Origin of the sequence: Methylobacterium nonmethylotrophicum (genome assembly GCF_004745635.1) — a bacterium.
GTDB classification, from domain to species: Bacteria; Pseudomonadota; Alphaproteobacteria; order Rhizobiales; family Beijerinckiaceae; genus Methylobacterium; species Methylobacterium nonmethylotrophicum.
The window spans coordinates 38902-51383 of sequence record NZ_SRLB01000037.1 but is presented as its reverse complement, the minus strand read 5'-3'; the positions used below and the strand labels follow the sequence as shown (position 1 = coordinate 51383).

Annotated in this window: 9 protein-coding genes and 1 pseudogene; 7 read left to right on the top strand and 3 right to left on the bottom strand. The window is 70.2% G+C overall.

Going from position 1 to position 12482, the window contains the following annotated elements; translation table 11 throughout:
- Positions 1–2298, top strand: a pseudogene (locus EU555_RS37550) (hypothetical protein); the annotation flags it as partial.
- 412 nt (positions 2299–2710) lie between these two features.
- Here the strand turns inward: EU555_RS37550 and EU555_RS30910 are convergent.
- Entirely contained in the window at positions 2711–2962 is a 252-nt protein-coding gene (locus EU555_RS30910) for a hypothetical protein (protein ID WP_135419171.1), read from the bottom strand.
- 695 nt (positions 2963–3657) lie between these two features.
- Between EU555_RS30910 and EU555_RS30905 the strand changes: the two genes are divergently transcribed.
- The 5 genes from EU555_RS30905 (at position 3658) to EU555_RS30885 (ending at position 9131) form a co-directional block, all read left to right on the top strand.
- A complete protein-coding gene (locus tag EU555_RS30905) occupies positions 3658–4215 on the top strand; it encodes a hypothetical protein (RefSeq protein ID WP_135419170.1) in 558 nt (185 codons plus the stop codon).
- A 154-nt stretch (positions 4216–4369) separates the two neighbouring features.
- Positions 4370–5296 carry an ABC transporter ATP-binding protein gene (locus EU555_RS30900; RefSeq protein ID WP_135419169.1) on the top strand — a complete coding sequence of 309 codons (927 nt, stop codon included), beginning with the start codon at positions 4370–4372 and terminating at the stop codon, positions 5294–5296.
- Positions 5293–6054: an ABC transporter permease gene (locus tag EU555_RS30895; protein WP_135419168.1), complete on the top strand. Its 762-nt coding sequence runs from the start codon at positions 5293–5295 to the stop codon at positions 6052–6054. Before EU555_RS30900 ends, EU555_RS30895 begins: the two co-directional genes overlap by 4 nt.
- A gap of 78 nt (positions 6055–6132) precedes the next feature.
- Positions 6133–7734, top strand: coding sequence for an ABC transporter substrate-binding protein (locus EU555_RS30890; protein WP_135419167.1), 1602 nt, complete (start codon positions 6133–6135; stop codon positions 7732–7734).
- An 11-nt stretch (positions 7735–7745) separates the two neighbouring features.
- Positions 7746–9131, top strand: a complete 1386-nt coding sequence (locus tag EU555_RS30885) for an amidase (RefSeq protein ID WP_135419166.1) — start codon at positions 7746–7748, stop codon at positions 9129–9131.
- 445 nt (positions 9132–9576) lie between these two features.
- Here EU555_RS30885 and EU555_RS30880 read toward each other — a convergent pair whose 3' ends face one another.
- Entirely contained in the window at positions 9577–10152 is a 576-nt protein-coding gene (locus tag EU555_RS30880; RefSeq protein WP_205821032.1) for an SH3 domain-containing protein, read from the bottom strand.
- 287 nt (positions 10153–10439) lie between these two features.
- Between EU555_RS30880 and EU555_RS30875 the strand changes: the two genes are divergently transcribed.
- A complete protein-coding gene (locus tag EU555_RS30875; protein WP_425375172.1) occupies positions 10440–11444 on the top strand; it encodes a 2-hydroxyacid dehydrogenase in 1005 nt (334 codons plus the stop codon).
- 200 nt (positions 11445–11644) lie between these two features.
- On the opposite strand, the gene EU555_RS30870 is transcribed toward EU555_RS30875, so the two are convergent.
- Positions 11645–12481 carry an alpha/beta fold hydrolase gene (locus EU555_RS30870; protein ID WP_135419163.1) on the bottom strand — a complete coding sequence of 279 codons (837 nt, stop codon included), beginning with the start codon at positions 12479–12481 and terminating at the stop codon, positions 11645–11647.
- Position 12482: the final 1 nt, after the last annotated feature.

Here is a 12482-nt window from a genome sequence, read left to right as displayed (position 1 = left end):
GGAACCACCGACCTCTCGAGCGTCATCGGCCAGAACACCTACTCCACGACCGGCAAGCCGCTGGAGATCCGCGCCTCCGGCAACTCGACGGTCACCGGCACGGCCCTGAACGACACCATCACCGCCGCGACGCTCGGGCAGTACCAGGCGATCGGCAGCAGCGTCACGTTCAACGGCGGTGCGGGCAACGACACGCTCATCGGCGGTGCGGGCAACGACACGCTGAACGGAGGCAACGGCAACGACTCCCTGAACGGCGGGGCGGGGATCGACACCGCGATCTACGGCGACCTCGCGACGATCAGCTTCAGCAACGGCAGCTTCCAGGTTGCGAACGCGGCCGGAACGGACACGCTGACGAATGTCGAAGTCGTGGACGACGCCAGGGCAGGACGCACGCTCCTGGTCGGCGGCAGCGGCTACGGCACGATCCAGGCGGCGATCGACGCGGCCCAGAGCGGCGACACGATCCTGGTCGCGCAAGGAACGTACGCCGAGAACCTCGTCGTCTCGACCGCGAACGTCACCCTGCGCGCCCTCAGCACGTCGGCCGTCATCCAGGGCGGCATCGCGATCAACGCGGGCGCGACCGGCGTCACGCTCGACGGCTTCACCATCTCCGGCACGGTCCCGGGCAACGAGGATTCGAGCGTCTTCGTGCTGGCGAACGGCGCCACGATCACCAACAACGTCATCACCAACCCCGGCACGGCTGGCACCGGGACCGGCATCGTCGTCGGTAACGGCAGCGGCGCCGCCACGATCAGCGACAATACCATCACCGGCTTCAACTACGGCGTCTACGTGAATGCCGGGACGGGCGGTCCCTCGACGGTTGCAGATAATATCTTCACCAATAACACCGAGGGCCTCGTCTTCGAGCAGGGTCCGAGCGTCAATGATGTATCGGATAACATCTTCACAAGGACGCGCACGAACGACATCCGTGTGTCGCTGCGCGAGTCGGGAACCACCGACCTCTCCAGCGTCATCGGCCAGAACACCTACTCCAGGACCGGCAAGCCGCTGGAGATCCGCGCCTCCGGCAACTCGACGGTCACCGGCACGGCCCTGAACGACACCATCACCGCCGCGACGGCCGGGGTGTACCAGTCCATCGGCAGCAGCGTCACGTTCAACGGCGGCGCCGGCAACGACACGCTCATCGGAGGAGCAGGCAGCGACCAGCTTCGGGGTGGTCTCGGCGGTGACGTGCTGAACGGAGGTGCCGGCTTCGATTTCGCCCGTTATGACTTCGCTACCACGGGGGTCACGGCGGTGCTGTACCAGCCGGGCTTCAACACCGGCGAGGCGGCGGGTGACACCTACGCCAGCATCGAGGGTCTGGTCGGCTCGGCTTTCGCCGACAACCTCCAGGGCGACGGCGGCGCCAACCAGCTCTCCGGCCTGGCCGGTGACGATCAGCTCTACGGCCTGGCGGGTGTCGACACGCTCTCGGGCGGCGACGGTGGCGACAGCCTCTGGGGCGGCCCGGACGGCGACGTGCTCGACGGCGGGGCCGGCTTCGACTTCGCCCGCTACGACTTCGCCGCCACGGGGGTCACGGCTGTGCTGTACCAGCCGGGCTTCAACACCGGGGAGGCTGCGGGCGACACTTATACCAGCATCGAGGGCCTCGTCGGCTCCGCTCTCGCCGACAACCTCCAGGGGGATGGCGGCGCCAACCTGATCTACGGCCAGGCCGGTGACGACCAGCTCTACGGCCTGGCGGGCAGCGACACGCTCTTCGGCGGCGACGGTGGCGACAGCCTCTGGGGCGGCCTGGACGGCGACGCGCTCGACGGTGGGGCCGGCTTCGACTTCGCCCGCTACGACTACGCCACCACCGGGGTCACGGCGGTGCTGTCCCTGCCGGGCTTCAACACCGGGGAGGCGGCGGGCGACAGCTACGCCGGCATCGAGGGGCTGGTCGGCTCGGCCTTCGACGACAACCTCCAGGGCGATGCCGGCACCAACCAGCTCTACGGCCTGGCCGGCAACGACTTCCTGTATGGCGGCCAGGGGGCCGACACCCTCGTCGGCGGGGCCGGCTCGGACGTCTTCGCGTTCCAGGCCGGCGACTTCCAGGCCGGGGTGTTCGATCAGGTGAGCGATTTCCACGAGGCGGCCGGGGACACCGATGCCCTGCTCTTCCTGGGGATGTCGCCGTCGAGCCTGGAGGTGACGCAGCGGGGCAGCGACGTCCTGGTCAGCACGACGCAGCTGGGCGGCACCGGCGGCGTGATCGTCCAGAACTTCACCGTGGCTCAGATCCAGGATCAACTCTTCTTCAACTGAGAGACTGGTTGATCGCCGAGAATAGCATCACGTGGGTCTCATCCATCCCATCCACGACCTCATCCTGAAGTGGCCACGCAGTGGGCCTCGAAGGAGGGCTCCAGGGATCACGGGGCTGTCTGGAGCCCTCCTTCGAGGTCAGGCGATCTCCGATCGCCAACACCTCGGGATGAGGGTGATGCTGAGGGCGGATCATTTCGCGGCGCACGTCAAACAGGCTCCGATGCCTGTCACCTGATGTCCGGCGGCCTCGTGAGCCATGCGGTCCGGTACCCTGCCGGACCGCCCACGCGATCAGCGGCAACCGTCTGCCGCATGCTGGGTTCGATACGACGGGCCGCCCGGAGGCGGGGCGTCGGCTGCTCGATGCCCTGACGACGAGACGCCCCGGGGCGCGGCGCGCCTCCCCTGGTCAGTGGCCCCAGGCGGGTCTCGGGAGCGACGGAGTGGGCGACCAGGACGACCCCGGGGCGACGCCGGTCGCGTGGATCCCGAGCTTCGCGTTGCCGGGCGAGACGATCTGGGTGGGACCCGTGCCTGCCGCCCAGCCGGCCCCCCCGACGACGCCCTCGAGCGCGTCGAGAGAGAGTTCGACGCCCGACACCTCGGCGATGATCTCGGCGGAGTTGATCAGTTCGGGGGAGATCGGCATCGGCTTCATCATGCTCTCCTGGTCGATCCGGCTCGGCGGTGGCCGTTCGGCGCCGGGCGATGAAGGAAGCATGGCGCACCGGATGGCCGGCCGCCGTGCGCTACTGCACGCGGTCCGACGGCTCCCGGCGTCCCGAAGGACGGATCGCCGGCCGCCGGACATGCGGTGGTCCGCGCGGCGGCCCACCGCATCGTCATCGCGCTGGCGACGTGTCGAGCAGGGTGGGCCGGACGGCCGACCGCGCCGGGCGAGACCCCGCCCGCCGCTGCGCATCGCGCCATCCTCGGCCGGATCGACGGTGACGCCGATCGATGTCGGGCTGCACGGGCGAGTTGCCGCCTGGTTGAGGCCTCGTCATGGCGGCGGTCGCCCCGTGTGCGATCACGCACATCGCCGCTGTCGTCCGGGTCGTACAAAGAGCGTGCCCATCACGGGCGTTTCCTCCCTTGACTTGGGCCGCTCGTTCGAGCGGCCTTTTTGTTGTCGGCGAGCATGGAGGCGGTCTCTCCGCCGCCGCTCTACGCTCGCGGCGGCCTGGATCCCAGATTCCGTATGGTTTCGTGGCTGTTGTGCGGCGCCCGGCTCCTGGCACCGGCGACGGCCCGTACTCGGCGTATCGCCGCCGACCTCTCCCGTCCATTCGCGCCTTCGTTGACGCTGCACGTCGCCTGTGCAAGGAGCCGTTGCCCAGAATCTCTGGAGGGGCGATGTCGGGGAATGATGCGCTCATGAAAGCCTTGGCTGATGTGAGCGAACGGCGAGCGGCGCTCGAGGCCGAATACGAGCGCATCGGCGCGGAGCTGGCGAAGCTCCGCCTCGCCGAGAACGCGCTCCGGGCGATCATCGAGGATACGCCGATCGAGGATCTCGGCCTCTCCTCGCCGCCCGCGCCCGCCGGGCCCGCCGGCCCGGATCGGGGCGAGCCCCGGACGGGGGGAGGCCGGCGCGGCCCGCGGGGCCCGCGGGCCAACTCGACCAAGGGCCGTCTCAAGGCGCTGATCGACGGCGCCGGCCCGCAGGGCCTGTCGCAGCCGCAGATCCTGCGGGCGCTGCCCGACGCGGCCCCGGCGACGATCAACGCCTACCTGAGCGCCATGGTCACCGCCGGCGAGGCGCTGCTGGTCGGCAACTTCTACACCAAGGCCCGGACCCGGGACGACGAGGCCGACGGGCCGGAGGACGACGGGGACGCCGTCGAGGGCGAGGCCGACGATCCCGCCGACGGGGACGGCCCGGCCAGGACCGCGGACGGCCGGACCGCGTGACGCGAGCAGGCGCGGACATCCGCGCCACACCCGGCCGGATTCGCCCCGCCCTCGGCCGTCACGCGACGGGTTCCGGGCGGGGAGCGGTGGCGGTCCGGCCCTTGCCGGCCTAGGTGATCCGCGACCCCGTCAGCCCCTCACGCACCGGGACCGGATGACGCCCATCATCGCGATCGACAACCTGTCGAAGACCTACGCCTCGGGCCACGCCGCCCTGAAGCGGGTCGACCTCGCGGTCCGGCAGGGCGAGATCTTCGCCCTGCTCGGGCCGAACGGCGCCGGCAAGACCACGCTCATCAGCATCATCTGCGGCATCGTCACGCCGAGCACCGGCACGGTGACGGTGGGCGGCCACGACATCCTGGCCTCGCCCCGGGCCGCCCGGCGGCTGATCGGACTCGTGCCGCAGGAGCTCACCGCCGACGCCTTCGAGACCGTGTGGGCGACGGTGAGCTTCAGCCGCGGCCTGTTCGGCCTGAAGGCCGACCCGGCCCATGTCGAGCAGACCTTGCGCGACCTCTCGCTGTGGGAGAAGCGCGACGCGAAGATCATGACCCTGTCGGGCGGCATGAAGCGGCGCGTCCTGATCGCCAAGGCGCTGGCGCACGAACCGCGCATCCTGTTCCTCGACGAGCCCACCGCCGGCGTCGACGTGGCTTTGCGCCAGGACATGTGGCGCCTGGTGCGCCGCCTGCGCGACCAGGGCGTCACGGTGATCCTCACCACCCACTACATCGAGGAGGCCGAGGAGATGGCCGACCGGGTGGGGGTGATCGCCAAGGGCGAGATCGTGCTGGTCGAGGACAAGGCCGAGCTGATGCGCAAGCTCGGCCGCAAGGAGCTGACGCTGCAGCTCCACGCTCCGCTCGCCGCCCTGCCGCCGGCACTCGCCGGCCATGCGCTCGCCCTGTCGCAGGACGGCAGCGCGCTCACCTACACCTACGACACGAAGGCGGAGCGCACCGGCATCACGGCGCTGCTGACCGACCTCGCCGCCGCCGGCATCCGTTTCCGCGATCTCCAGACCCGGCAGAGCTCGCTCGAGGACATCTTCGTCGATCTCGTGAGGGACCGCACATGAACTGGCCCGCCATCCGCGCCATCTACGGCTTCGAGATGCACCGCGCCTTCCGCACGCTGCTCCAGAGCATCGTCGCGCCGGTGATCTCGACCTCGCTCTACTTCGTGGTGTTCGGCGCCGCGATCGGCGGGCGGATCACCTCGGTCGACGGCGTCCCGTACGGCGCCTTCATCGTGCCCGGGCTGATCATGCTGACGCTCCTGACGCAGAGCATCGCCAACGCCTCGTTCGGCATCTACTTCCCGCGCTTCTCCGGCACGATCTACGAGATCCTCTCGGCGCCGATCTCGGCGGTCGAGATCGTCGCCGGCTATGTCGGGGCGGCGGCCACCAAGTCGATCATGCTCGGGCTGATCATCCTGGCGACCTCGGCGCTGTTCGTGCCGCTGCGGATCGAGCACCCGTTCGTCATGGTGCTGTTCCTGGTCCTCACCGCCGTCACCTTCAGCCTGTTCGGCTTCGTGATCGGCCTGTGGGCGGACGGGTTCGAGAAGCTGCAGCTGGTGCCGCTCCTCATCGTCACGCCGCTGACCTTCCTTGGCGGCAGCTTCTACTCGATCGACATGCTGCCGCCGGTGTGGCGCACGGTGAGCCTCCTCAACCCGGTCGTGTACCTCATCAGCGGCTTCCGCTGGAGCTTCTACGGCCATTCCGACGTCAACCCGGCGGTGAGCCTCGGCATGGCCCTGGTGTTCCTGCTCGCCTGCCTGGCGGCGGTCGCCTGGATCTTCCGGACGGGGTACCGGCTCAAGAGCTGACGACGAGAGCGAGCATGCAGCCGGAATGGCCCGGCTCTTGCGGCGGGCAGGGGCCAACACGGAGCCCGCCGTCCCGCCATGCCCCGCACGCTCGCCCCGTTCGCCACCCTCTCGGCCCTCCTCGCCACCGCCGCGCCGGCCTTCGCCGAATCGGTCCTGCGCATCGGCATGACCGCCGCCGACGTTCCGACCACCACCGGCCTGCCGAATAACGGCTTCGAGGGCATGCGCTTCCTCGGCTACCCGGTCTTCGAGGGGCTGGTGCTGTGGGACCTCTCGCGCACCGACCGCCTCGCGACCCTGCGGCCGGGCCTCGCCGAACGCTGGGAGCAGGCCCCGGACGACAAGAACACCTGGATCTTCCACCTGCGCCCGAACGTGCGCTTCCACGATGGCACCGCCTTCGACGCCGACGCGGTGGTGTGGAACCTCGACCGCTTCTTCAAGCAGGACAGCCCGCAATACGAGCCGCCGGCCGCCGGCATCAGCCGGGCGCGGGCGCCGCTCCTGGCGAGCTACCGCAAGATCGACGAGCGGACGGTCGCGATCACCAGCGCCGCGCCCGCCTCGTACTTCCCCTACATGGTGGTCTACCTGCTGTTCACCTCGCCGGCCTCGTTCGAGAAGGCCGGGCGGGACTGGGCCAAGGTCGCGTCGCTGCCGGCGGCCGGCACCGGGCCGTTCCGCATCACCGGGGTGCGGCCGCGCGAGGCGGTCGATCTCGCCCGCAACGAGGGCTACTGGGACAAGGAGAAGCTGGCGAAGGTCGACCGGGTGCGGCTGATGCCGATTCCGGAAGCCAATGCCCGCATCGCGGCGCTCCGCGCCGGCCAAGTCGACTGGATCGAGGCACCGGCGCCGGACGGCATCCCGTCCTTGCGCCAGGCGGGCTTTACCATCACCACCGGCTCCTACCCGCATGTCTGGCCGTGGTTCTACAACATCGGCGCGGCGAACAGCCCGCTCAAGGACGTGCGGGTGCGCCAGGCGCTGAACTACTGCATCGACCGGGAGGGGCTCGTCACCTTCCTGAACGGCACCGCCGAGCCGGCCGTCGGCTGGCTCAAGGCGAGCGACCCGGATTTCGGCGCGCCGCAGAACCGCTACGGGCTCGATCCGAAGAAGGGCCGGGCGCTCCTCGCCGAGGCCGGCTACACCGAGAAGAACCCGCTCAGCCTGAAGGTGATGATCTCGACCTCGGGCTCGGGCCAGATGCAGCCGCTGCCGATGAACGAGTTCCTGCAGGAGAACCTGAAGCAGACCTGCAACGTCGACGTCAGCTTCAACGTGGTCGAGTGGCAGGTGCTGCTCAACTCCGCGCGGGCGGCGCCGGACGCGGCCGTTCTGCAGGGGGCGCACGCGCTCAACGTGTCCTCGCCGTCCTCGGACGTCGCCGTGATGGCGCGCTACTTCTCCTCCGCCAACGTCTCGCCCAAGGGCTTCAACTTCCCGCAATGGAAGGACGCGCGCTTCGACGCGGCGCTCGCCGACCTCGCCGGGGCGACCGACCCGGAGGCGATCGCCAAGGCGACCCGGGCGGCGCATGAGCGCCTGGTCGACGATCCACCGTGGCTGTACATCGTGCATGATCTCAACCCCAGGGCGATGTCGCCACGGGTGAAGGGCTTCGTCTCGCCCCAGTCGTGGTTCGTCGACATGACCCGGATCAGCGTGCAGTGAGGACCGCCACCGTGACCGATCCCGCCGAGCTTGCCGCCCACGATCTCGCCCGCGCCATCGCGGCCCGCGCGATCTCGCCGGTCGACGCCGTCGAGGCGCATCTCGCCCGCATCGAGCGCCTGGAGCCGAAGCTCCGGGCCTTCGTCGAGGTCTATGCCGACGACGCGCGGCTCGCCGCCGAGGGCGCCGACCGGATGATCCGCGCCGGCCACGCCGTCGGGCCGCTGCACGGCGTGCCGGTGGCGCTCAAGGACCTGATCGACCTCGAGGGCCGGATCACCACCGGCGGCTCGGCGCATTTCCGCGAGCGGCGGGCGACGCAGACCGCCACGATCGCCCGGCGCATGCTGGCGCAGGGCATGATCGTCCTCGGCAAGACCCACACGGTCGAGTTCGCCTATGGCGGCTGGGGCACCAACCAGCACATGGGCACGCCCTGGAATCCCTGGGACCTGGACACGCCGCGGACGCCGGGCGGCTCCAGCAGCGGCTCAGGGGTCGCCGTGGCGGCGCGGCTCGCGCCCTGGGCGATCGGCACCGATACCGGCGGCTCCGTGCGGCTGCCGGCCTCGTTCTGCGGGCTCACCGGGCTGAAGGTCACGATCGGCCGGGTCAGCACCGCCGGCATCGTGCCGCTGAGCACGACCCTCGACACGCCCGGCCCGATGGCGCGCTCGGTCGAGGACGTGGCGCTCCTCTACACGATCCTGTCGGGCCCCGATCCCCGCGACCCGAACACGCGGGGCATCGTGCCGGAGGACCCGATGCCGGTGCTGCATCGCGGCGTGCGCGGGATGCGGCTCGCCCGGATGCCGGCGGCGGAGCGGGCGGGCGTCTCGGCCGAGATGCTGGACGCCTACGACGCCTCCCTCGAGGCGCTGGCGAGGCTCGGCGCCGAGATCGTCGACATCGACCTGCCGTTCCGCTTCGCCGACCTCCTGGCCACCTCCTCGATCGTCATGGCCGAGTGCTACTTCTTCAACGGCGCGGTGTCGGAGGATGCGGCGGCGCGTCTCGACGAGGATGTCCGCCTGCGCACCCTGGCGGGTGCCGGCGTGAGCGCGCAGGACTACCTGCGCACGCGCCGGATGCAGCACGAGATGAAGGCGGCCTTCGCCCGGGCGATGGAGGGGATCGACGCGCTCCTGACGCCCACGACCGAGACCGCCGCGATTCCGCTCGAGACGGTCGACCAGGCGGTGATGCCGTCGCGCTTCACCCGCTTCGGCAACCTGCTCGAACTCTGTGCCCTGGCGCTGCCGAACGGCGTCACGGCCAGCGGCCTGCCGCTCTCGCTCCAGATCGTCTGCCGCGGCTACGACGAGGCGACGGCTCTGCGCATCGGCCAGGCCTACCAGGGCGCGACCGAGTGGCACCTGCGGGCGCCAGAATTGTGAGAGCCTGTTTGACTGCCGAGAACGGTATCGCATGAGCCTGATCTATCCCATCCGAGACCTCATCCTGAGGTGCGACTGAAAGGAGCCTCGAAGGAGGGCTCCAGATACCATAGTGATTGCTGGAGGCCTCCTTCGAGGTCAGTCGATCTTCAATCGACTGACACCTCAGGATGAGGTTGGGGGCGGGATAATTTTACAAGGCACGTCAAACAGGCTCTGAGTGTCTGCCTGAGAGACTGTTTGACTGATCGCGCCCATGTATCCCGCCGACGACCTCATCCTGAGGTGTCGGCGATCGGAGATCGCACGCGATCGAAGACCGATTGACCTCGAAGGAGGGCTCCAGACAGCGCCGTGATCCCTGGAGCCCTCCTTCGAGGCACGCTTCGCGTGCCCCTCAGGACGAGGTCGCGGATGGGATCGGACAGGGCGAAGCCGCTCCCGATCACTCCACCTTCTCGTTGGGGTACACGCCCCAGAGCCGGTCCTGGCGCATGTAGCCGTCGACGTCGCCGCGCTTCTGCGGCAGCGCCACGATGAGGCGGCACCAGGTTCCGTCGCAGGCCTTCACGCTGCCGATCACGCCGGCCTGGAGCTGGGCCACCACGCCGCTTCCCGCGTCGGCCCGGTCGTGGAGCGAGACCGGCGCGCCCTTGTCGGTGCCGCGGGTCTGCACCACGGCGGTGCGCCGGCCCGACAGCAGCGAGTGCAGCACCCAGCCCTCCGTGCCCTCCGAGTCGCGGATGCGGCGCCAGGTCTCGAACTCCGCCACGATCTCGACCGGCAATCCCGCCCGCTGAAAAACCCAGAGGGTGCGGTGGTCCTTGGACGGTCCCTCGCGCAGGTTGACCCGGTCGGTCTTCAGGCTGACGTAGCGCGGCAGCGGCAGCTTCGTCGCCGGGCCGATGCTGACGCCGATCTCGCCGGGAGTGGCATTCGGGGCGGGGGTCGGGGGCGCGGCGGCGGCGGGCGCCGCCAGGCCGGCCAGAACCAGGATCGCGAGAAGGCGCGGGTGGAGCATCGGCGGTCGGTCTCCCATCCGGCGCCGCTCGCGGCCGTGGCGCGGATTGTCTTCCGGGTGGCCTCTGCTAGAGAGGCCGCCGGGCGCGAGGGCCCGGCCGGCTCTCGCGGTTCGTCACGGCTGCTATCGCCGGAACGTGGTTAACGGAGCGTATCGACGCTCCGGGGCCGCACCAAGGCGGGGCTTTTCGCCGGGCCGTTGCGTCGCCTATCGTAGGGCACGGGCGCCCGTGACGCGTGTCGGGGTCGCACGGGCGGGCCGGGACCCCGCCCGGGGCCGAGGGAGGGATCATGTCGTTGAAGCGCAAGCCGCTCGTGGTGGTCACCCGGCGCCTGCCGGACGTCGTGGAGACGCGGATGCGCGAGTTGTTCGACGCACGCCTCAACCACGAGGACGCGCCGCTCTCCGGCGGCGCCCTGGCGCAGGCCCTGCAGGAGGCCGACGTCCTGGTGCCGACGGTCACCGACGAGATCGATGCCTCGCTCCTCGCCCAGGCCGGCCCGAACCTGCGCCTGATCGCCAATTTCGGCAACGGCGTCGACCACATCGACGTCGGGGTGGCGCTCCAGCGCGGCATCACGGTCACCAACACGCCGGGCGTGCTGACCGAGGACACCGCCGACATGACGATGGCGCTGATCCTGTCGGTGGCGCGCCGGGTTACCGAGGGCGCCCGGATCATCCCGGAGGATGCCTGGACCAGCGGCTGGGCGCCGACCTGGATGCTCGGGCGCCGAATCACCGGCAAGCGCCTCGGCATCGTCGGCATGGGCCGCATCGGCCAGGCGCTGGCGCGGCGCGCCAAGGCCTTCGGCCTCTCGATCCACTACCACAACCGCCGCCGGGTCGGCGCCCGCATCGAGAGCGAGCTCGAGGCGACCTACTGGGAATCCCTCGACCAGATGCTGGCGCGGGTCGACATCGTGTCGGTCAACTGCCCGCACACGCCGGCGACCTACCACCTGCTCTCGGCCCGGCGCCTGAAGCTCCTCAAGCCCGAGGCCGTGGTGGTCAACACCGCCCGCGGCGAGGTGATCGACGAGACCGCGCTCGCCCGCCTGATCGAGGTCGGCGACATCGCGGGCGCGGGCCTCGACGTCTTCGAGCAGGAGCCGGCCGTGAGCCCGCGCCTCGTCAAGCTCGCGAAAGCCGGCAAGGTGGTGCTCCTGCCGCATATGGGCTCGGCCACCCACGAGAGCCGCGTCGACATGGGCGAGAAGGTCATCATCAACATCAAGACCTTCCTGGACGGCCACCGGCCCCCGGACCGGATCCTGCCCAGCATGCTCTGAGCGGCCCGTCCGGCCCACCGGACGAGCCCGACGTGACCCTTTCGGCATCATCCCGGGTCCCGCCTCCGCGGCCCCGGGATGAGGAGACGGTACCGTTCGGCCGACGGGAGATCGCTACGGCCCCGGCGGGTCCAGCAGCATCCGGACCCGCGCGACCCGGCCACCGATGATCTCGGCCGCGCCCCTTCCGCTCGCCGGGATCACGCCGTCACGAAGGCCAGGAGATCGGCATTGAGCGTCTCGGCGTTCACCGTCAGCATGCCGTGGCAGAGTCCCGGATAGGTCTTGAGCGTCCCGTTGCGCAGGAGCTTGACCGACATCCGGCCGCTGGCGTCGATCGGGACGATCTGGTCGTCCTCGCCGTGGAGCACCAGGGTCGGTACCGAGATCGCCCGCAGGTCCTCGGTCTGGTCGGTCTCCGAGAAGGCTTTGATGCCGTCGTAATGGGCCTTGGCGCTGCCCATCATGCCCTGGCGCCACCAGTTGCGGATCACGCCCTCGGAGACCTGAGCGCCCGGGCGGTTGAAGCCGTAGAACGGCCCGGCCGGGACATCGAGGAAGAACTGCGCCCGGTTGGCGGCGAGCGCGCTGCGGAAGCCGTCGAAGACCTCGATCGGCAGGCCGCCGGGATTGCTCTCGGTCCTGAGCATCAGGGGCGGCACGGCGCTGACCAGCACCGCCTTGGCGACCCGCCCCTGCGGCTCGCCGTGACGCGCGACGTAGCGGGCGACCTCGCCGCCGCCGGTCGAGTGCCCGATATGGATCACGTTCATCAGCCCGAGCTGGTGCACCACCGCCGCCGCGTCGGCGGCGTAGTGGTCCATGTCGTGCCCGTCCGCCGCTTGCGACGAGCGGCCGTGGCCGCGCCGGTCATGCGCCACGACCCGGTAGCCCTTCTGGACGAAGAAGAGCATCTGCGCGTCCCAGTCGTCGGACGACAGCGGCCAGCCGTGATGGAACATGATGGCCTGCGCGTTCCGCGGGCCCCAGTCCTTGACATAGATCTGAACGCCGTCGCCGGTGGTCACGAAGCTCATC

Excerpts from the sequence above, each read along its gene's own strand:
- EU555_RS30910 (WP_135419171.1), bottom strand. The coding sequence starts at position 2,962 with ATGATGAAGCCGATGCCGATCTCCCCCGAACTGATCAACTCCGCCGAG.
- EU555_RS30900 (WP_135419169.1), top strand. The coding sequence starts at position 4,370 with ATGACGCCCATCATCGCGATCGACAACCTGTCGAAGACCTACGCCTCG.
- EU555_RS30870 (WP_135419163.1), bottom strand. The coding sequence starts at position 12,481 with ATGAGCTTCGTGACCACCGGCGACGGCGTTCAGATCTATGTCAAGGAC.
- EU555_RS30890 (WP_135419167.1), top strand. The coding sequence starts at position 6,133 with ATGCCCCGCACGCTCGCCCCGTTCGCCACCCTCTCGGCCCTCCTCGCC.
- EU555_RS30895 (WP_135419168.1), top strand. The coding sequence starts at position 5,293 with ATGAACTGGCCCGCCATCCGCGCCATCTACGGCTTCGAGATGCACCGC.
- EU555_RS30905 (WP_135419170.1), top strand. The coding sequence starts at position 3,658 with ATGTCGGGGAATGATGCGCTCATGAAAGCCTTGGCTGATGTGAGCGAA.
- EU555_RS30880 (WP_205821032.1), bottom strand. The coding sequence starts at position 10,152 with ATGCTCCACCCGCGCCTTCTCGCGATCCTGGTTCTGGCCGGCCTGGCG.